The following is a 22026-nucleotide window of genomic DNA, read 5'->3' as shown; positions in this document are numbered from 1 at the left end:
GGGTGGGTCCTGGTGATCCTCAACCCGGGGGCCGGGAGCGAGCGCCTGGCGGAGGAGTTCACCGGCCGTGGCCGGCGGGTGCGGGTGGCCGGAGTGCCGACCGGTGACCTCGCCGCCTGCGTCGGGGGGATCACGGACTTCCTGGCGGCGCCGGACAGCCCGGACCGCTCCGTGCTGCTCGGCTACGGTGCGGCCGGACCGGCGGCGATCGAGGTCGCGGACCGTCATCCGGAGCGGGTGGCCGCGGTGGTGGTCGTGGGTCCGCCGGGCGAGGAGGGCCTGACACCCGGAGACTCCGCCCCGGAGTTGCTCTGCCCGGTCCTGGTGCTCTCCGCCGACCCGGAGGCGGCGGTCCCGGTGCTCGTCCCCTTCCTGGACGAGCTGGACCGGCAGGCGGGCGAGGCGGGCGCTCAGGTGAAGGCCCCGGCCAGGCTCCCGGCGCTCACCCCGGCGATCTTCAACGATCCCGGCGCGCTCCGGCAGTGGCGGGAGCTGGGTCCGGTCCACCGGATCAACGCGGCCGACGTGGCGACGTCCTGGGTCCTGACTGGACACGAGGCGACCACCACGGCCCTCGCCGATCCGGGACTGGCCGGGGACGTGGAGATCACGGCGGGGTTCCGGCTCCAGTCGGCCGATCCGGCCCTCGCGCACCGGGGCGAACTGGACCTGATCACGATCGAGGGCCGGGAACACGCCCGGCTGCGCCGGCTGATCGAGCGGCACCTCACCCCGGAACGGGTGGCGGCGCTGCGCCCGCGCATCCAGCGGGAGACCGACGTGCTGCTGGACGCGATCCCCTCCCACGAGGTCGTCGACCTCCTCCAGAGGTTCGCCTACCCCCTGCCGGTCGCCGTCCTGTGCGAGCTGTTCGGCGTGCCGGAGCAGGACCGGGGCTACATACACGAATGGATCCTGGAGAGGCTGGTCTCCCCGCCGCCCAAGGCGCACAGCGACATCGACGACTACCTGCGCGCCCTGATCGCCGACCGGAGGGCCCGGCCCTCGGACGACCTGCTCGGCTGGGTCGTCGAAGCCGGGGGAGACGGCCTGTCCGGAGAGGACGAGGCGGACCTCGTCTCGGCGGCCAGGTTCCTGATGGTGAACGGCCACCGGGCGCCGACCACCGTGCTGGCCAGCGGTGTCGCCGCCCTGCTACGGCGGGAGCAGTGGAAACGGCTCGCGGACGACCCCGCGCTGATCGTCACCGCGGTCGAGGAACTGCTGCGGCTCGTCACGCCGTTCCCCGTGGGCATCCCCCGTCATGTGGCGGCCCCGATCGAGGTGGAGGGCACGCCGATCCCGGAGGGGGACCTCCTCACCGCGTCACTCGTGGCGGCCAACCGGGACCCGGCGTTCTTCGCCGATCCGGACCTGCTGGACATCGGGCGGACGGACAACCCCCACCTCGCCTTCGGTCACGGCCACCACCACTGCCTGGGGGCGGAGCTGGCCAGAGCCCAGCTGCAGATCGCCGTCGGCACTCTCGCACGGCGCTTCCCGGACATGGAGCTCGCCCGTGACTCCCGGAGCCTGCACTACCGGCAGAGCAGCGTGCGCTACCTCCTCGGACTGCCGATCGTCCTCGGACCGGACCGGAGCGTCCCCGGTGGCCGGCGTCCGCCGGACGGAGCGTGATGTCAGGAAACACGATCTCGTCCGAATGATTCCCCTCACGCTCTCAGCATCCAGGAGTTCGACCCGATGAAAGAGACACTTCCCCAGTTGGTGGCCTACTGCCAGGCCGACCCGCTGTTCTTCGAGCCGGTCTGGCGTATACCGGACGACGACAGCCGCTTCCCCACGGCACGCCGGCCGCTCCCGAGCGGGTGGCGCGTCGGCGAGAGCGAGCTGTGGGTCGTGCTGCTCCCGCCCGATGCCGCGCTTCCGGAACAGGGATGGAAGATCCACGTCTCGGCGACCGACGCCGACGCCGCCACCGTCTGCGATCTCGTGGTGGACTTCTGCGTCAGCCGGAACATCGCCGTCAAGTTCCTCAGGAGCAAGATGGCGATGCGGCTGCTCAACAACAAGTACGCCGATCGGGGGAGCAGCGGCAAGCTGATCACGCTCTATCCGGCCGACGAGGAGCAGCTGAGCGAGGTGCTGCCGGAGCTGGCCGGCATCCTGCGGGACTTCACCGGCCCGTACATCCTCAGCGACCTCCGCTACGAGGACTCCCCGGTCTACGTGCGGTACGGCGCGTTCCAGCCGATGACCTACACGAAATCCGACGGCAGCCTGGGGTACGCGATCCGTACACCCGACGGGCGGCTGGTGCCGGACCAGCGGACTCCGGCGTTCACCGTACCGGAATGGGTCTCCATCCCCGAGGTGCTGCGCGCGTCGGTCGCCAAGCACGGGTCGGGCGGCGAAGAGGAGTTCCCCTACCAGATCGAACGGGCGCTGCACTTCTCCAACGGCGGCGGGGTCTACCTCGCCCGCGACGGGGAGTCCGGAGGGTACGTGGTGCTGCTGGAGGCCCGCCCGCACGCCGGCCTGGACACCGGTGGCGTGGACGCGGTCGCCAGGCTGGCACACGAGCGCGACATCCTGGAGCGGCTGAGCGACCTCGACTGCGTCCCCCGCCTGCTCGACTACCGGGTGATCTGGGAGCACCACTTCCTGGTCGAGGAGTACATCGAGGGCAAGACCCTGATGGACGAGGTGTTCGAGCGCTACCCCCTGGTCAGCCCCGACCCGACCGCCGAATCGCTGGCCTCCTACACCCGGTGGGCGACCGATGTCCTGGCCAAGGTCGACCACGCGCTCATGTCCGTCCATGCGAAGGGGGTGCGGTTCGCCGACCTGCACCCCGAGAACATCATCGTCCGCCCGGACGGACGGGTCGCACTGATCGACTTCGAGATCGCGTCCGACCTGACGGACCCGCGTCCCCCGGGCCTGGCCGCCGCGGGATTCGCCGCGCCGAAGGATCTGTCCGGCCGCGAGGCCGACAACTACGTCCTGAACTGCCTGCGGCAGTGGGTGTTCCTGCCGATCAGCCCCCTGCAGGAGCGGGACCCCGTCAAGCTTTCCAGCCTCACCGACGTCGTCACCGAGCACTTCCCGCTGCCACCGGCGTTCGGACCGCGTCTGGTCCGGCAGTTCAGCGCGGTCAAGGGACCTCTCGGCGAGGACCGGGCGGCCCGGATGTTCGACGCCGGGGATCCCGGCTGGCCGGCCATCCGCGACTCGCTCGTGGCGGGAATCAACGCGAGCGCGACGCCCGACCGCCGCGACCGGCTCTTCCCGGGAGACCCGCAGCAGTTCGCGACCGGCGGGTTCACCGTGGCCAACGGCGCGGCCGGCGTGCTCTGGGCGCTGCGGCAGGCCGGCGCCGCCGTACCGGCCGACTACGTGGACTGGCTCGTCGCGGCCGCGCGGCGGGCCCCCGACCCGCGCCCCGGCCTCCTGAACGGGTTGCACGGCGTGGCGGCGACGCTGGAGTCGCTCGGGCGTCGTGACGACGCCCTCGACATGCTCGACCGGGCCCGGAAACTGCACGACGGCCTCGCGGTACCCGGACTGCACGGCGGGCTGGCCGGAGCGGGCCTCAACCTCCTGCACTTCTCCGAGCTCACCGGAGACGAGGGGCTGCTCACCGAGGCTCTGGACATCGGTGAGCGGCTGGCCGCGGAGCTCGGCGACGGCGACTCGGGGATGTTCACGCCGCAGGGCCGCGTCGGCCTTGAGCACGGACTGACCGGCGTCGCCTCCTACTTCCTGCGGCTGCACGGCACCACGGGGGAGACCCGCCACCTCGACCTGGCCGGGCTGGCGCTGCGGCGCGAGATCGGCCGGGGCCAGGTGCTGCCGGACGGCGGTTTCTGCCTGCTGGAGAGCAACCGCTACCTCGCCTATCTCGGCACCGGCAGCGGCGGCCTGGCGCTGGTGCTGTCGCAGTACCTGGGCCGGCGCGCCGAGCCGGATTTCGCGGACGTCGTCGACGGCGTCCGCCGCGCCTGCCGGGCACCGTTCGTCCGTCACCCGTCCCTGTTCATGGGACGGGCGGGCACCATCGCGACTTTCCACCTACTGGGTAGGCCGGAAGACCGGCCCGTGCTCCGCGAGCACGTGCGCCGGCTCGGCTGGCACGCCCTCCTCTACCAGGGCCACCTGGCCTTCCCCGGCAACCAACTCATGCGGCTGTCCATGGACCTGGAAACGGGTTCGGCCGGAGTTCTCGTTGCCCTCAGCGTCGCGTTCAACCAGAGCGCGTCGGTTATCCCCGTCCTCGATCTGCGGTCCCCCGCATTCGAGGCGACCGAAAGGAAACAAGAAGATGGCTCAGATTCTCCAGCTCCAGACGCTCAACGCCTCTGAGGGCAAGGCGCACCCGTGCTCCAGCCTGGTCACCTCGTACAACGGCACGGCCTGCTACGTCTGCGTCTGATGACTCCGGCGCCGGGGGGCGGTGACGCCTCCCGGCGCTGATCACCCGGACCGCTTCACCCGCGCCCGTCGCCTGGAACCGGCCGCCTTCTGAGAGGTGGCCGGGGCCGGGCGGCGGGAGCACCGGCGCCCCCGTAGTTCTCCCACCCCAAACATCCTTGCGAGGAATCCCGTGGACACGCAGCGCCATCAGCCCGACGCCCCGGCGGCGGTGGCCGTGGCAGCCGAGCCTCGCGTTTCCGGACCCGGACGGCTGCCCCCTCACGACGGCGGGGCTCCCGCGCCGGTCCCCGCGCAGTCCGGCCCGTCACCCGCCTGGCGCGTGCTGCTGCGCTACATGCGCCCGTCCTGGCGCTGGCTCGCCCTCGGCGGGCTGTTGAACCTGGTGTCCGGGGTGATCGGCCTGGCGCTGCCGCTCGCGGCCAAGCGGCTGGTCGACGACCTCGGCGCGGACCGGCCGCTGACCGGCGTGCTGCTGCTGATGGGCGTCCTCGTCGTCGTGACCGCCGGGGTCGGGCCACTGGGCGAGTACGTGCTGCGCCGCACCGGCGAGTCGATCGTGCTCACCGCCCGCCGCCGCCTGGTCTCCCACCTCCTGCGGCTGCGGATGTCCGCCGTCGACCAGGTCGAGCCCGGTGACCTGATGTCCCGGGTCACCTCCGACACCACCCTGCTGCGCCAGGTCACCACCGACTCGCTCGTCGGCACGGTCACCGGAGGCCTCACCATCCTCGCGACCATGACGATGATGGGCGTGCTCGACCCGGTGCTGCTGGCGGTCACGCTCGGCGTGCTGCTCCTGTCCGGGACGGTCGTCCGCGTGGTCATGCCGCGGGTGAGCCGGGCGAGCAGGGACATCCAGAAATCGGTCGGGGCGATGGGCGCGGCCCTGGAGCGGATACTCGGGGCGTTGCGCACCGTGAAGGCCTCCGGCGCCGAGCACCGCGAGGAGGCGGCCGTCCACCGTGCCGCCGAGGAGTCGTGGCAGGCCAGTGTGCGTGCCGCCAAGTGGCTGGCGGTCGCCGGGCACACCGCCGAACTCGCCCTGCAGCTGGCCTTCTTCACCGTCCTCGCCGCGGGCGGGGCCCGGGTGGCCGCCGGGCTGATCGACGTGGGGACGCTGATCGCGTTCCTGATGTACGTGTTCACCCTGGTGCCGTCCCTTCAGGGACTCGTCGGCGCGGCCGGCCAGTACCAGATCGGGGCCGCGGCGGTCGCCCGCATCCAGGAGGCCGAGCGGCTGCCGTCCGAGCCGCAGAGGCCGGCCGCCCTGCTTCCCGTCCCCGGCGCGGCACCCGCCGAACTGCGGTTCCGCGACGTGCGCTTCCGGTACGCCCCCGACCTGCCGCCCGTCCATCGCGGGGTGACCTTCACCGTCCCGGCACGGGGCATGACCGCTTTCGTCGGCCCCTCCGGCGCGGGCAAGACCACCATCTTCTCCCTCATCGAGCGGTTCTACGAGCCGACCGCGGGGAGCGTCCTGCTCGACGGCCGTGACCTCGGCGACTGGGACCTCCCGGAGCTGCGGTCCGCGATCGGCTACGTCGAGCAGGACGCCCCCGTCCTGTCGGGCTCCCTCCGCGACAATCTCCTGCTCGGCGCCCCCGACGCCACCGACGACGAGATCCGGCGGGTCCTGCGCACCGCCCGCCTCGACGACCTGGTGGCGCGGCTGCCCAAGGGCCTGGACACCCTGGTCGGCCACCGGGGCACCAAGCTCTCCGGCGGCGAGCGCCAGCGCGTGGCCATCGCCCGCGCGCTCCTGCGCCGCCCGCGTCTGCTGCTGCTGGACGAGGCCACCTCGCAGCTCGACGCCGTCAACGAGGCGGCGCTGCGGGACACGGTCGCCGAGGCGGCCCGGACGACGACGGTGCTGGTCGTGGCGCACCGGCTGTCCACGGTCACCCTGGCCGACCGGATCGTCGTCATAGACGCGGGCACGGTCAGGGCCGTCGGCACCCACGACGAACTGGTCGCCGAGGACCCGCTCTACGCCGAGCTCGCCGCCACCCAGTTCCTCACCGCCACCGGCTGACGCGCCAGGCGGGCACAGCCGGCGGCCTCATCCGTCCGTCCATCTCAGGGACTCGTCCGAGTCCCTCACGTCCGCGGAGCCGGCCCCGCCGTGTCCCGCGTCAGGAGCGCCGCCATGAAAATACCCGATCGCCCGCTTGAGGTCGTCTGGGACATCACATACGCGTGCCCGCTGCGGTGTTCCCACTGTTACTCGGAATCCGGGCGCCGGCCGACACGTCAACTGGACCACGGCCAGATGCTGCGCGCCGCCGACGCCGTCATCGCGATGAGGCCGTACGGCGTCTGCATAGCCGGTGGCGAGCCCCTTCTGGTGAAGGGCGTCTTCGAGGTCATCGACCGGATCTCCTCGGCGGGGATAGAGGTCTCGATCTTCACGGGCGGCTGGTCGCTGCGCCCCGAGATGATCGACGACATCGTGCGGGGCTCCTTCAAAGTGAACGTGAGCGTCGACGGGGCCACCGCGGAGGTGCACGACCGGATCCGCGGCCGGCGCGGATCGTTCGACCGGGCGATGAACGCGCTGGCGCTCCTGGACACGGCCGCGGAGAAGCGGCGTCTGTCCGGGGGGAGCCGCCTGGGCCTGGGGATCGACTGCGTCGTGGTCAGCAGCAACTTCCACCAGATCGAAGACTTCTGCACCACCGTCGCGCCCAGGTTCCCGGAACTGGAGTCCATCGCGTTCGGGGCGGTGATACCGGAGGGACTCGCCAGCCGTGAGGGGTTCGCCGAGCACGAACTGCTCTCCGACGCCCAGGTCGAGCTGCTGGGAAGTCCCGAGTACGGGGAACGCCTGCGCTCCCTGGCGCCGCCGTCGGTGAATGTGGCCACGACGGACAACCTGGCACTGCAGATGCATCCCGACCGCATCCGCGCCGGGTCGTTCTTCCCCGTCCTGCAGATCGAGCCGGACGGGGCCGCGCGGGCGATGGCCGCCTACGAGGGAACGGTCGGCAACGTGCTGACGGACTCCCCGCAGGAGCTGTGGCGGCGGGCCGTCGAACGCTGGCACGACCCGTTCGTGGTCGAGACACTCGCGCCCGTGCGCACGATGGCGCAGTGGGCGGAGGCGACCCGGAAGATCGACTATCACTTCGGGTCCGAGGCCGATCGCGCGCGCATCGACCGCCGGCCGGAATTCGTCCCCACCGGCCCGGTCGCACGCGCGCCGCGCCAGGACTCCGTGCAGCGGCTCTGACCCGCGCGGCCCTGGCAGAGGACGCGGTGGTGCCGGTAGTGCCCGCAGCGCTGCCTCCGCACGCCCCGCAGGCGGTCGGCATGCAGATTGCATATCCGAAAGATGAGCGCAAAAATGCCATATTTCGGTCATTTGCTTTGTCGGGGTGAGAAGGCGCATGTCACAGCGGCACGCGGAAGACCGGATGTCGCGCTTCGCCCTGATGCCGACCCTGGTCTGCCTCACGCTGTACTGCCTCTTCCGGATCAGCGTGCTGGCGGCCGGGATGTCGTTCGGCAGCCCGCCCGACCTCGCGGTCGTGGTGGCGGGGGCGGCCCTCGTGGTCGTGCTGGGCGGCCTGTACCTGGCGGGCGTCCTGCGCCGCCTGCCACCGTGGGTTCCGGCCGTCCAGGTGCTGCTGGCCTTCGGCCCCTACGCGATCTTCGGCGACGCCTGGGGGCCGGTCTCGGCGCTGCCGGCGGCGGCGCTGCCGCTCGCCCTCGCCGGCTGGGCCGGCTGGGCCGGGGCGGCGCTCGTGGTGGCCGGCGAGCTGGCGGTCAGGTTGCTGTGGCTGCCCTCGGGCGGCCTCGCCTACGCCCTGTGGGCGGCGCTCATCAGCGCCGCGGTCGGTCTGGGCTTCTTCGCGACCGCGCGCCTCGGCCACCTGGTGCGCGAGCTGGAAGCCACCCGTGCCGAGCACGCCTCGGCCGAGGTGGCCCGCGAACGGTTGCGGATCGCGGGCGAGCTGCGCGCCTCGCTCGGCACGCGGCTGGCGGCCGTCATCGCGGCGGGCCGGCGGGGCGGCGGACGACCCGGCCCGCTTCCCGCCGGCCGAGCTGGTGGAGGGCGCGCGCCAGGCCCTGGACGCCGTCCGGTCGGTGGCCGACGACTACCGCGAGCACTCGCTGGCCGCGGAGGCGGAGTCGGCCGCGACGGTGCTGGCCGCGGCGGGGGTGCCGGCCACCACCGTCCTGGCCGCCGCCGGCCGGCTGCCGGCCCCGGTGGACGCGGCGCTGGCCGCCCTGCTGCGGCGGACGGTGATCGCCGCCCTCCGCTCCGGCACCCCCTCCGGCTGCCGGATCGAGCTGGACGCCCAGGCCCGTTTCACGGTCGTGTTCACCGGCCTGCCCCCGGGGGCGCTGCGCGAGGCGGTCACGGGGACGGTGATCACGGGTGCGGAGGTGGAGCTGGCCGAGGAGGACGGGCGGGCCGAGGTGGTGGCGCGGGTCGCGCCGTCCGCCGGCCGGGTGCCCGCGCGCCGGCCGAAGCCGGTGGCCACGGTCCCCTGGCTGGCCTGGTGCGTCCTGCTCGTTCTGGAGATCGACCATCTCGGCACGGCGGCGCTGAGGCTGTTCGGCGCGCGGCAGCTCGCGCTCTCGGTGCCGGGCCCCGCGGAGCTCGCGGTGGCGGCCGTGGCCCTGCCGGCGGTCGCCGTCCTGCAGCTCCATCACGTGCTGCCCAGGCCCCCGGGCGTGCCGCCGCCGGCGTGGCGGGTGACGCTGGCCGCGCAGATCGGCCTGGTCGTGCTCGCGCTGGCCGCCGCCGGCGACATCACCCCGCACACCTACCTGGGCCTGGTCGCCGGCGTCGTCCTCTTCCACGTGCGCGCTCCGTTGTCGTGGGGGCTGGCCGCGCTGCTGGTCTGCGGCGTCCCGGTGCTGCTGTACGGCGTGGAGTACGTGGCCGACGGCCCCTTCGTCGTGCTGGGCGGCCTGACCTCGATGGCCATGGCGTACGCGCTGTGCCGGCTGCCGGTCGCCGCGGGTCAGGTGCGGCAGGCCCGCGAGGAGCTGGCGCGCGTGACGGTGCTCAAGGAGCGGCTGCGGATCGCCAGGGACCTGCACGACCTGCTGGGCTTCCAGCTGTCGGCCGTCGTGGTCAAGGGCGAGCTGGCCGACCGGCTGGCCGGCGGCGCCCCCGGCGCGGCGCGGGTCCACCTGGCCGAGGCGGTGGCGCTGGCCGAGCAGGCGCTGTCGTCGGTCCGCTCGGTCACCGGCGAGCCGGCGGAGCCGGCGTTCGGGCAGGAGGTCGAGGCCGCCCGCGCGATGCTGGCGGCCGCGGGGATCGAGGCGCGGGTACGGCTCGGCGCCGTCCCCGGCGAGCCGGCCGCGATCGTGCTGCGCGAGGCGGTGACCAACGTCGTACGGCACGCGCGGGCCCGGGTGTGCGAGATCGAGACGACGACGTCGGCGGCGGGGACCGTACGGCTGCGCGTGTCCAACGACGGCGCGCCGTCCCCGGTCGCCGGCCGGCCGGGAACCGGCCTGCTCAACCTCGCCTCCCGTGCCCGGCAGGCCCGCGGGCACCTGAGCACGGAGCGCGACGGCGAGCGCTTCACGCTGACCGCCACACTCCCCGCGCGCCCCGCCGACGCCTCAACCTGTCTCGACGAGGATCCTGACGGCGTCCAGCCGGTCGCGCACGCCCGGAGCGGTGACCGCTGAGGCGGATGCCACCGGCCGTGCCGCAGGAGGGGCCGGTCCGCGCGACCTCCCGCGGCTCGGCCCGCCGCTGGCAGTTTTCTTCAGGAAAAAAGTAATTCTGGCGAAATATGCCACAAGATCTGGACGAGTGGCTTTACCTGAGTCACAATCCGTTCGTCAATTGAAGATCATGGAGACGCCGGGCGGGCATCGACCTGCACGTTGTCCCAGCTCGGCGACGGCGAGGGCTGATGCGCTTAGCTCGTGGGTTGGTCGTGGCGATGTTGGCGGGCGCGGTCGTGGCAGCGCCCGCCGATCACTTGGACGCCGTTGCCGGTGTGCGGCAACAGAGCACGGACGCCGTCACGCGACAGCGAAGCGCGGAACCCACGGAGGAGTCCGCTCTCGCTCTCGCCCGCCGGACGAGGCAGCCGGTCGAGGTGGACGCGATGCGCACGGAGACGCGCCAGGTCTTCGCCCAGCCGGACGGCACCTTCGTTCTGGAACAGCACGCGCGTCCGGTGCGCGTGCGTCAGGCGGGCCGATGGGTGGCCGCCGACGCGACGCTCCGGCTCCGGCCAGACGGTGCGATCGCCCCTGTCGCGACGGCGGTCGACCTGACGTTCTCGGGCGGTGGGAGCGAGCCGCTCGCCCGGATGGCGCGCGGCGGCAAGGCGCTGGAACTGGGGTGGCCGGGCGCGCTGCCGGAGCCGGTGCTGAGCGGTGACACCGCCACCTACCCCGAGGTGCTGCCAGGAGTTGATCTCCAGGTGAAGGCGGACGTCGACGGTTTCTCCCACCTCCTCGTGGTCAAGTCGCGGGCGGCGGCCAGGAACAAGGCCCTGACCGAGCTGGGCTTCCCGCTGTCGACCAGCGGGCTGTCGATGAGATCCACCAGGGGCGGCAACCTCGAAGCGGTCGACGGGAACGGCGGAACGATCTTCACAGCCTCGCCGCCGATGATGTGGGACTCCTCGGGGACCTCGACCGCGCGCACACCGGCCGCAGGGGAGGGCTCCCCCGCGGACGCCCGCCACGAGGTGATGGGCCTCGAACTCACCGGCAGGAAAATGGTGCTCAGGCCGGACCGGGACATGATCGAGGATCCGGAGACCAGGTTCCCCGTCTACCTCGATCCGTTCTTCTCGGCGGCCCGCGGCGCGTGGACGTCCGTCTGGAGCAACAACCCCAGCTCCAACTTCCTGAACGCCAACGACGTCGCCAGGGCGGGACACGTCCCCGGGCAGACCAACAGGTCGTTCTTCCAGATGAACACCGGCACGGCCATCCACGGCAAGCAGATCATCAAGGCGACGCTGCGGACGTACGAGACGTGGTCCTACTCGTGCAGCGCGCGGAAGGTCGAGGCCTGGTCGACCAATCCGATCAGCAAGAGCACCACCTGGAACAAGCAACCCACGTGGGTCAAACTCCTCGACACCGTGAACGTCGCGAAGGGCTGGGGACCGGCCTGCCTGCCCGGCGGCGTCGAGTTCGACGTCACCAGCCAGGCCGTGGACGCCGCGGCGAAGAGCTGGCCCAACATGACCATCGGACTCAGGGCCACGAGCGAGACGGACAACTACGGCTGGAAGAAGTTCAAGAACAACCCCAGCCTGGTGATCGAGTACAACTCGCTGCCCGCCACGCCCGTCGCCGCCGACGTGTGGTCGGACCCGGGAGGCGGCTGCGTCGCCGGCGAGGGGCGGCCGACCGTCGGCAGCGCCACGCCGAAGCTGTGGGCCAAGCTGCGCGACGCCGACAACTCGGTCAAGGGCCGGTTCGAGTGGTGGGACGCCGCCGGCACGAAGGTGGGCGAGCGTCTCACCGAGTCGCAGGGAACGGGAAGCGCCTTCTACGCGGTCGTCCCGGAGGGCGCCTTCGGCGACGGCTCCGTGATCCGCTGGCGGGTCCGCGGGGAGGACGGCAGGGCCGGCAGCGCGTGGAGCCCCTGGTGCGAGGCGACCGTCGACGCCACCGCCCCCGGCAGGGAACCGGGGGTGACCTCGCCGGAGTACGCCGAGAACGGCTGGAACGACGGCGTCGGCCGGGCCGGCGCCTTCACCTTCACCGCCAACGGCGTCACCGACGTCGCCGGCTACGTCTACGGGCTGGACACCGCGCCCAAGGCGGAGGTCGCGGCCGACCCGCAGGACGGGTCGGCGACGGTCCGGATCACCCCTCGCCACGACGGCCCCAACGTGCTCTCGGTGCGCAGCAGGGACCGCGCGGGACACCAGGGCCCGATCCGCACCTACGTGTTCAACGTCAACGCGGGCACGGGCCCGGACGGGCACTGGACCCTGGACGAGGGGCAGGGCGCCGTGGCCGCCGACCGCGCGGGCGCCCACCAGGCCACCCTGTCCGCCCCGGCCGCCTGGACCACCGGCAGGACCGGCCTGGGCCTGCGGCTCGACGGCGCCGCCGGCCACGCGCTGACCGCCGGTCCTGTCGTGTCCACCCTGCGCAACTTCACGGTCGCCGCCTGGGTGCGGTTGACCGGCGTCAACGCCACCGCGACCGCGGTCAGCCAGGACGGCGGGCGGACCGCCGGCTTCTCCCTGCAGTACTCCAAGGCCGACAACCGCTGGGCGCTGAACCGTACCGGCGCGGACGCCGACGGAGCGCCGGCCGTGCGCGCGCTGTCGGAGGCCGCGCCGAAGCTCGGCGAGTGGACTCACCTCACCGGCGTCCACGACACGGCCGCGGGGACGTTGTCCCTGTACGTCAACGGACGCCTGGAGTCGACGGTCCCGTTCACCCAGCCGTGGGACGCGACCGGGCCCCTGGCGATCGGCCGGGGGAAGGCCAGCGGAGGGGCGGCGGAGTTCTGGCCGGGCGACATCGACGACGTCCGCGTCCACGGCCGGGCGATGTTCGGCGACGAGGTCGCCGACCTGGTGAACAGCGCCGCGACACTGGTCGGACACTGGAAACTGGACGAGGGGTCCGGCGGCTCCGCCGCCGACTCCTCCGGACGGGCGTCGGCGGCGACGCTGGGCGGCGGCGCGTCCTGGAGCGAAGGCTGGCTGGACGGCGCGCTCGCTTTCGACGGCACGGGCGGCCACGCGCAGGCCGCCGCTCCCGCGGTCAACACCAGAGCCGGATTCACCGTCGCCGCCTGGACCCAGCTCGACTACCTGCCCACCCGCGACGCGGCCGCCGTCTCCCAGGCCGGGAACAGGGCCAGTGGCTTCCAGCTCGGCTATGACAAGGAGCGGGGGCGGTGGGTCCTCGGCATGGCCGCCGCCGACACCGACACCGCCGCGCTGGTGCGGACACGGTCCGACGCCGTCCCCGCGCCGCTGGAGTGGGCCCACGTGGCCGGGGTCTACGACCCGCTCCAGGGCGAGCTGCGGATCTACGTCAACGGCCGGTTGTCGGACAGCACCGTCGCCGACCACGTGAGCGCGTGGAACGCGATCGGACCCCTGCAGCTGGGCCGTGCCAAGAACGCGGGTGCCTTCACCGGCTACTGGCCGGGGACCGTCGACGACGTCCGCACCTATGACGGTGTGCTGAGCGCCGAGCAGATCTCCCAGTTGGCCGCCCAGTAGAACCCTCCCGTCCGGTCACCTCCCGTTCGCCTCGTCAATCCGATCGTCGCCTCGTCAATCCGATCGCCCCGGTCCGACTCGTCCAACCAATCACCCCCGTCCGCCTCGTCGATCCAGTCGCTCCGCCGTTCGACTCGTCCAACCAGTCACCCCCCGTTCGACTCGTCCACAGATTGGGTGAAGTCAATGGATCTGCCACCTGAGGTAGCCCCTCCGGACTCCTACTGGAATCGTTTACTGAAACCCGTGCGCAGCTCACCGTGGCCCCGGCGGCTGGCGGCCGCGCTGGCCGTCGTCGTCGTGGCGCCGCTGGTGCACGCGACGCCCGCGAGTGCCGCGCCACGCTCCGCCCCGGCCGTTCAGAAGGAGACCCCCGTCCGCGGGCAGCGGGTCCCCGTACTGCCCCAGCCGGCTGATCCGGCGCGGAAACAGGCGTGGAGAACGCCGCCGAGCACCGTCTGGCCGAAACCGCAGACGGTCGAACTGGACGCGACCGGCGACGCGCAGGCGCGATCCCTGACAACCGGCTTCCCCGTACGGCTCGCCGCGCCGAAGGCGGCGGCGAAGGCGTCCACTCCCGAGCGGGTCCGCGTCGAACTGCTCGACACCGCGCAGACGGGGCTGCTCGGCCTCGCGATGCGGGTGTCGCCGGGGCAGGGCGTGGCGGCGAAGTCCGGCAGGTCGCGCCTGGAGATCGACTACTCCGGGTTCCGCCACGCCTTCGGCGGCGACTACGGCGCCAGGCTGCGGGTGGTGCGGCTGGAGGAGTGCGCCCTGAGCGCCGCCGCGGCCGGGACCGCCTGCCCGCGGCCGGAGCCGGTGCCCGGCGACAACGACACGGAGACGGGCACGCTGACCGCCGACGTCGATCTGCCCGCGCTGTACGCGGTGACGGCCGCGGCGGCGGGTCCGTCGGGCGACCACGCGGCCACCTCGCTCGCCCCCTCGGCCGACTGGAGTGTCGGCTCCCAGTCGGGCGACTTCGGCTGGAGCTACGAGCTGCGGGCGCCACCGGCGCTGGGCGGCGACGAGCCGGAGATGTCGATCTCCTACTCCTCGCAGAGCGTGGACGGCCGCACCGCCTCCACCAACAACCAGCCGTCCTGGGTGGGCGAGGGTTTCGAGCTGAGCCCGGGCGGTTACATCGAGCGCCGCTACAAGTCGTGCATGCTCGACGGCAAGAAGACCGGCGACCTGTGCTGGGACCAGGAGAACGCGACGCTGGCCCTCGGCGGCTCGGCCGTCGAACTGGTCAAGGACGCCACGACCAAGCAGTGGCGGCCCAGGCGTGACGACGGGACCCGCGTCGAGTATCTGAAAGGGGCCGTCAACGGCGACAACGACGGCGAGTACTGGCGCGTCACCACCGCCGACGGCACCCAGTACACCTTCGGGCTCAACCGCCTGCCCGGATGGGTGTCGGGCAAGCCGGAGACGGAGTCCACCTGGACGACGCCGGTGTTCGGCAACAACAGCGGCGAGCCCTGCTACAAGAGCGACAAGGCGGCCGCCTGGTGCCAGCAGGCGTACCGGTGGAACCTCGACTTCGCCGTCGACACGCACGGCAACGCCACCACCTACTGGTACGAGGTCGAGAAGAACTACTACGGGCGGAACATGAAGCCCGAGCTGGGCACGGAGTACGCGCGCGGCGGGTACCTCAGGCGGATCGACTACGGCTACCTGCAGGGCGAGCTGTTCACCAGGTCGCCCGCGGCCCAGGTCGTCTTCGACGTCGCCGAACGGTGCGTCCCCGGCGGTACGGTCACCTGCGCCGCCGACCAGCTCAAGAAGGAGACGGCGAGTCACTGGCCCGATGTCCCCTTCGACCAGATCTGCGGATCGGGGGAGAAGTGCGCCAACCGGCTGTCGCCGACGTTCTTCTCCCGCAAGCGCCTGGCGAAGGTCACCACCCAGGTGGTGAACACCGACACGGCCAAATGCTCCGGCAAGCCGTACTGCGCCGTCGACTCCTGGACGCTGACGCAGTCGTTCCCGGCGCCGGGTGACGGGCTCAGCCCCTCGCTCTGGCTGGCGTCCCTCCAGCAGAGCGGCCACGTGGGCGGCACGATCACGCTGCCGAAGATCACGTTCACCGGCGTCCAGCTCCCCAACAGGGTGGACACGGACGAGGGCCGCGCGCCGCTCGTCAAGTGGCGGGTCCAGGCGGTGAACAACGAGAGCGGCGGGGACCTGCGGGTCGACTACGCCCCCGCCGACTGCAAGCCGGGAGACGTGCCGGCCGCCGATCGCAACACCCGGCTCTGCTTCCCGCAACGGTGGGCGCCGGAGAACGAGAGCGAGGTCACCGACTGGTTCCACAAGTACGTCGTGAAGCAGACCGTCGAGGTGGACCGGGTCGCCGGATCGCCGTGGGTGGTCACCGACTACGAGTACCTCGACGGAGCCGCCTGGCGTTACGCCGACAACATCCTGGTGAAGCCCGAGCACCGCACCTGGGCGGACTGGCGCGGGTTCGGCAGGGTACGCGTCCGCCAGGGCGACGGGCAGGACGGCAGGCGCACGCTCACCGAGTTCAGGTACTTCCGCGGCATGGACGGCGACCGCCTGGCCGACGGCTCCAGGCGCAGCGCGCAGGTCGTGGACTCCGAGGGCGGCAAGCTGGACGACCACGACCAGCTGGCCGGCTTCCAGCGGGAGGAGATCCTCTACGACGGCGACGGCGGAGCGATCCTGACCGCGTCGACGGACGAACCGTGGTCGCTCAAGACCGCCGAGTCGACGCAGGGCGGCGTCACCAAGGCCGCGTACATCGTCGAGGACAGGTCGATGGTCACCCGCACGGCCCTGGAGGGCGGAAAGTGGCGGCGGACCGGAGAGACCCGCTCCTACGACGAGCAGGGCCTGCTCACCCAGGTGGACGAGCGGAACGACCTGGCGACCGCCGATGACGACCAGTGCACGCGCTACACCTACGCCCGCAACGGCACAGCCTGGATGCTGGACTACACCAGCAGGATCCACAAGGTCGCCGCGGGGTGCGGCACCGCCGTGGCCAAGCTGGCCGGCGATGACGTGATCTCCGACGAGCGGGTGCAGTACGACGGCAGGCCGTACGGCCAGGGGCCGGTCAAGGGCGACATCACCACCATCCAGGAGGTCGCCTCCGGCGACGGCGCGACCGTCACCAACTCCACCCTGACCTACGACGTCTACGGGCGCACGACCAGCGAGACCGACGCGGTCGGCACCAAGGTCACCACCACCTACACGCCGGCCTCCGGCGCCCCGGCGACCGAGATCAAGGAGACCAACCCCCTCGGGCACGAGGAACGCACCTTCCTCGAACCGGCCTGGGGCGAGCCGGTGGCCGAGATCGACGCCAACAACCGGCGCACCGACATGGAGTACGACGCGCTGGGCCGCCTCGTCAAGGTGTGGCAGGGCGACCGGAGCAGGGCGGCAGGCCAGTCGCCCAGCACCGAGTACTCCTACCTGACGCGTACCGACGGCCCCAACGTCGTCACCACCAGGACCCTGCGGGCCGACGGCGGCTACACCACCAGCCACGAGCTCTACGACGGCCTGCTGCGCAGCCGGCAGACCCAGGAGCCCGCGCCGCGCGACGACCAGACGCAGGACCCCGCGCTGCGCGACGGGCGCACGATCACCGACACCTTCTACAACTCGCTCGGCGAGGTGTCCAGGAGCAACGGCGGCTACTTCAGCCCCGGCGAGCCGTCCACCGACCTGCTCGGAGTGGCGGACGCGGACGTGCCCAGCCAGATCGGCTACGTCTACGACGGGGTCGGCGAGGTGAACGCCCAGACCTTCCGGGTCAAGGGCGTGGAGAAGTGGCGGGCCACGGCCGTCCAGCGGGGCGAGCGGGTGCACATCACGCCTCCCCCCGGCGGCACCGCCGTCACCCGCATCGGCGACGCCGACGACCGGCTCGTCGAGCTGCGGCAGTACAGGGGCGCCACGCCGACCGGCGAGTACGACTCGACCAGGTACACCTACGACAGAGCGGGCCGGCTGGCCAGCGTGACCGACCCCGCCGGCAACGTGTGGCGGCACACCTACGACATGCGCGGCCGGGAGATCAGGACCGAGGACCCCGACAAGGGCGTCACCACGTTCACCTACAACGACGCCGACGAGCTGCTCACCTCCACCGACGCCCGCGGCAGGACCCTCGCGTACGTCTACGACGCGCTGGGCCGCAAGCTGGAGACCCACGAGGGCTCCAAGGACGGCCCGCTGCTCGCGGAGTGGAAGTACGACGCGCTGGCCAAGGGGCATCTGAACGCCAGCATCCGCTACCTCGGCGGCGAGGCGTACAAGGCCGAGATCAACGCGATCGACGCCGAGTACCGCGCCCTGCGGCAGACCGTCACCGTCCCGGCGCGGGAGGGCAAGCTGGCCGGATCGTACGTGCTCAACACCCGCTACACCCTCGACGACCAGGTCCAGTCGGTCAGCTTCCCGGCCGCGGGCGGGCTGGCCGCGGAGTCGGTCGTCTACTCCTACGACGGGCTGAGCCAGCCGACCAAGGTCACCGGGCTGTCGCCGTACGTCACGGCCGCCCGCTACTCCAAGCTCGGCGAGACACTGCAGTACGAGCTGAGCACGGGCGGCAGGAAGAGCTGGCTGACCTACACCCGTGACGAGAGCACCCAGCGGCTGACCCGGACGCGGCTGGACCGCGAGACCGCCCCGGCGACCGACCTGGATCTCAACTACACCTACGACCCGGTCGGCAACATCACCAAGATCGTCGACAGTGCGGGCGGCCAGTCGAAGGACACCCAGTGCTTCACCTACGACCATCTGCGCCGCCTGACCTCGGCGTGGACGGCCACCGACGACTGCGCGAGCGGCTCCCCGCAGTCGGACAAGATCGGCGGTGTGGCGTCGTACGCGACCAGCTACACCTACGACGTCACAGGGAACCGGATCAAGGAGACCCGGCACGCGTTCGGCGGACGCCCGGAGTCCGTCCGCACCTCCGCCTACCCCAAGGCCGGCGAGAAGCGGCCGCACGCCCTCCAGTCGGTGGGGACGGACACCTTCGCCTACGACGAGGCGGGGAACACGACCAGGCGCAAGGTCGGAACCGCCGACCAGACCCTGGTCTGGGACGCCGAGGGCAACCTGGAGTCGGTGGCCGAGGCGGGCAGGACCACCTCGTTCGTGTACGACGCCGACGGCGACCGGCTGCTCCGTAAGACACCGGCGGACTCGACGCTCTACATCGACGACATGGAGCTGCGGCTCGACAAGGCCGAGGACGTCGTCGAGTGCACCCGCTACTACACCGTCAACGGCGAGCCGGTGGCGGTGCGCACGCCCGACAACCAGGTCTACTTCCTGGCCTCCGACCACCAGGGCACGGCTCAGGCCGCCGTCAACGCCGGCAACGGAGACCTGGCGGTACGGAGGATGACGCCGTTCGGCGAGGATCGCGGCTCCCCGCCGCCGTGGTGGCCGGGCCAGCGCGGGTTCGTCGGAGGCGTCAAGGACCAGACGATCGGGCTCGTCCAGCTCGGGGCCCGCGAGTACGACCCCGGGAACGGGCGGTTCCTGTCCGTCGACCCCGTCATCGACGAGGAGGATCCGCAGCAGCTCAACGCCTACGCCTACGCCAACAACAGCCCGGTCAGCATGAGCGACCCCGACGGGCAGCTCGTCTGGTTCGTCGTCGGGATCGCGGCCAGGATCGCGGCGCGGGCGCTGCTCAGGAAGCTCGCCCAGCAGGCGGCCAGGCGGGCCGCCATCCGCCTGGCCAGGCAGCGGGCCATCGCCCTGGCCAGGAAGAAGGCCGCCGAAGCGGCCAAGAGGAGGGCCCTCGCGGCGGCCAGGAAGAAAGCCGCGGAGGCGGCCAAGAGGAAGGCGAAGGAACTCGCCAAGAGGAAGAAGGCGGAGGCGGCCAAGAAGAAGGCGGAGGAGATGCGCAAGAAGGCCGCCGAAGCGGCGCGCAAGCGCAGGGCCGCGAAGGCCGCACGCCAGGCCAAGCAGGCCGCGAGGCGGACCAGGGCTCACGTGAGGAAGGTGACCGGCGGGCGCGTGACCAGGCTCCCGGCCAGGGCCTCCCGCCCACGTCCCGCCAGTCGGCCGACCAGTCACAGGGCGGCCCAGCGGCAGTCGCCCCCCAAGGCGGCCCGCTCGCCCGCCGTACGGGAGGGGCAGGTGTACGGCAACAACGGCGTGGCGCAGCCGACCCAGTCCGTCTCGGTGTTCCGCAACGGGAAGATGTACCCGGACGGAGCGCCACCGCCGAACATGTTGCGGCCCTCGGGGTCGGGGCGGGGCATCAGACAGGACTACAAGCCGCTGGAGCAGGAGCCTGGGGTGACGAGACCGGGCGCCATCGCCGAGACCTCGACCCGGGCGGTCCGTTTCTTCGACCAGAGCGGGCTGGACGACTTCTTCGGCGGTCTCGGAGGATTCTTCTGACCCGGCCCGGAAGCCGGTGAGCGGACCGGGCGGACGGTAGCGGGCCCTGGCGCACGGTGGTGCGCCGGGGCCCGCTTTTCCTGTCGCGGCGGCGTCGCCCGCGAGGCAGCGTGCATGTCGGGGGCCGGCCGACGCCTCTCAGCGGTCTTTAACAGCTTTTTCACCTAAATACGACTATAGCGGTGAATATCAGTGCATATGTGAAGAAAGTCCTATTCCACTCGTGCGCTGATGGAGGATTCGATGATCCGAAGAATTATCGTCCTGCTCGCCGTCGCAACCGTCACGCTGGGCGGCGCCGCCAGAGCCGTCGCCGCCCAGCCGGATCTCAACGAGCAGGACAAGAAGTTTCTGGTGCAGTTGCACCGCGTCGATCTGACCGAGATCCAGGCGGGGAATCTCGCTCAGCAGAGATCGACGGACCGGAGCATAACCGACCTCGGGAAGATGCTGGTCGACGATCATACGAAGCTGGACGAGAGCGTGCGGCAGGTGGCCCAGAAGGCCGGGGTGCCGCTGCCCGACAATCCGAACGCCAACCAGCGCGAGCAGCTCGCCGAGCTGTCGAAGCTGACCGGGCAGGTCTTCGACAACGTGTGGCTGGCTGCGATGATCACCGGCCACCGTCAGACCCTCGACCGCCTGGATCAGGAGCTGAGCGAAGGCTCCTCCCTTGAGGTGAAGAAGCTCGCCGAGGACGCCAGACCGGTGGTGCGGGAGCACCTGAACCTGCTCCGGAAAGCCCGTGGCGGCACCATGAGCCCCGCTCCCAGCCCGAGCGGCACCATGAGCCCCGGCCCTGGTGGCACCATGAGCCCCGGCCCCGGTGGCACCATGAGCCCTGGCCCCGGTGGCACCATGAGCCCTGGTCAGGAGGGAACCATGAGCCCCGCTCCCAGCCCCGGCGGCACCGGCTAGTGACGGAGCGGAGGAGCCAGGCGGGTGGCGTGCCGGACCGCCCCCGTCCCAGCCGGCCCGGCGTCGCCGCCCCGGCTCGTGCGCAGCCGGGGCGGCGTGCCGCCCGGGTCCGTGCCGGCAGGTCCGGCCGGGCGGACCGGTCAGCGGCCTTGCAGTCCCTTGACGTTGTCGCCGAAGGTCCAGCCCTTCGACCCGTCCCAGTTGATGGACCAGGTCATCAGGCCCTTGAGGTTGCCGCCGAAGCTGTTCCAGCTCTGGCTCACCAGGGAGGGCGCCATGTAGCCGCCTCCCGCTCCGGGCTGGGCGGGTAGGCCGGGGACCTGCTTGTCATAGGGGACCCTGATCGTGGTGCCCTGGATGACCAGACCCTTGTCCAGGCAGGTGGTCTGAGCGGTGAACCCCTGAACCGTTCCCGCGGAGTAGGAGTCGCCGGAGCAGCCGTACATGCTTCCGTTGTAGTACTGCATGTTCAGCCACCAGAGGCGGCCGTTGTCGGCGTACTTCTTGATGATCGGCAGGTACGCGCCCCAGATCGAGCCGTAGGTGACGCTGCCGCCCGTGACGTACGCCGTCTCGGGGGCCATGGTCAGGCCGAAGTTGGCGGGCATCTGGGCGAGCACGCCGTCGATGATGCGGATGAGGTTGGCCTGGGACGCGGACAGCTGGTTGATGTTGCCGCTGCCGGTGAGGCCGGTCTCGATGTCGATGTCGATGCCGTCGAAGTTGTACTTCTTGAGGATCGGCACGATGGTCGCGACGAAGCGGTCGGCGACGGTGCTGGAGCTGAGATCGATGCCGGCGGTCGCTCCGCCGATGGACATCAGGATCGTCAGACCGGCGGCCTTGGCCTGGCACATCTCAGCAGGGGTGGCGACCTTGACGGTGGAGTCCATACCGTCTTCCCACAGGGCGGTGCCGTCGGAGCGGATCACCGGGAACGCCGCGTTGATCACGTTGTAGCCGTGGGCCTGGATGCGGGAGTCGGTGATCGGGATCCAGCCGAGCGGCGGGTGTACACCGTTCGACGCGCCGTCCCAGTTCTCCCAGTACCCATGGAGGACCTTGCCCGCCGGCCTCGACTTCACCGCGCACGTCGTGTCTGATG

9 protein-coding genes are annotated in these 22026 nt (G+C 71.7%); 8 read left to right on the top strand and 1 reads right to left on the bottom strand.

Features of this window, described 5'->3' with window-relative positions:
- The 8 genes from CA984_RS28220 to CA984_RS28185 all read left to right on the top strand — a co-directional run.
- The coding region (locus CA984_RS28220; RefSeq protein WP_165781449.1) for a cytochrome P450 family protein at positions 1-1638 on the top strand (1638 nt) is incomplete at its 5' end.
- A 66-nt stretch (positions 1639-1704) separates the two neighbouring features.
- On the top strand, positions 1705-4326 hold the full coding sequence (gene lanKC / locus CA984_RS28215; protein WP_086576560.1) for a class III lanthionine synthetase LanKC: 2622 nt from the start codon (positions 1705-1707) through the stop codon (positions 4324-4326).
- 241 nt (positions 4327-4567) lie between these two features.
- The gene (locus tag CA984_RS28210) at positions 4568-6430 is read left to right on the top strand and encodes an ABC transporter ATP-binding protein (RefSeq protein ID WP_207621064.1); all 1863 of its coding nucleotides are present in this window, start codon (positions 4568-4570) and stop codon (positions 6428-6430) included.
- Positions 6431-6544: 114 nt separating this feature from the next.
- Positions 6545-7627 (top strand): radical SAM protein, encoded by a 1083-nt coding sequence (locus CA984_RS28205; RefSeq protein ID WP_086576559.1) that lies wholly within the window; start codon positions 6545-6547, stop codon positions 7625-7627.
- A gap of 668 nt (positions 7628-8295) precedes the next feature.
- On the top strand, positions 8296-10050 hold the full coding sequence (locus tag CA984_RS28200) for a sensor histidine kinase (RefSeq protein WP_133061794.1): 1755 nt from the start codon (positions 8296-8298) through the stop codon (positions 10048-10050).
- A 428-nt stretch (positions 10051-10478) separates the two neighbouring features.
- Positions 10479-13586 carry a LamG-like jellyroll fold domain-containing protein gene (locus CA984_RS28195; protein ID WP_242676218.1) on the top strand — a complete coding sequence of 1036 codons (3108 nt, stop codon included), beginning with the start codon at positions 10479-10481 and terminating at the stop codon, positions 13584-13586.
- 246 nt (positions 13587-13832) lie between these two features.
- Positions 13833-20003, top strand: a complete 6171-nt coding sequence (locus CA984_RS28190) for an RHS repeat-associated core domain-containing protein (RefSeq protein WP_108724629.1) — start codon at positions 13833-13835, stop codon at positions 20001-20003.
- Between the two features lie 243 nt (positions 20004-20246).
- Positions 20247-20921 carry a DUF4142 domain-containing protein gene (locus CA984_RS28185; RefSeq protein ID WP_165781448.1) on the top strand — a complete coding sequence of 225 codons (675 nt, stop codon included), beginning with the start codon at positions 20247-20249 and terminating at the stop codon, positions 20919-20921.
- 140 nt (positions 20922-21061) lie between these two features.
- Here the strand turns inward: CA984_RS28185 and CA984_RS28180 are convergent.
- A partial coding sequence (locus CA984_RS28180) for a chitinase (RefSeq protein WP_133061793.1) occupies positions 21062-22026 on the bottom strand: 965 nt, incomplete at its 5' end.

This window comes from Streptosporangium minutum (assembly GCF_002149035.1).
Classification (GTDB): domain Bacteria; phylum Actinomycetota; class Actinomycetes; order Streptosporangiales; family Streptosporangiaceae; genus Streptosporangium; species Streptosporangium minutum.
The sequence above is the reverse complement of the archived record's forward strand: the minus strand, read 5'-3'. Positions and strand labels throughout refer to the sequence as shown.

Coding starts and splice junctions, on each gene's coding strand:
- CA984_RS28195 (WP_242676218.1), top strand. CDS start 10,479: ATGCGCACGGAGACGCGCCAGGTCTTCGCCCAGCCGGACGGCACCTTC.
- CA984_RS28205 (WP_086576559.1), top strand. CDS start 6,545: ATGAAAATACCCGATCGCCCGCTTGAGGTCGTCTGGGACATCACATAC.
- CA984_RS28185 (WP_165781448.1), top strand. CDS start 20,247: ATGATCCGAAGAATTATCGTCCTGCTCGCCGTCGCAACCGTCACGCTG.
- lanKC (WP_086576560.1), top strand. CDS start 1,705: ATGAAAGAGACACTTCCCCAGTTGGTGGCCTACTGCCAGGCCGACCCG.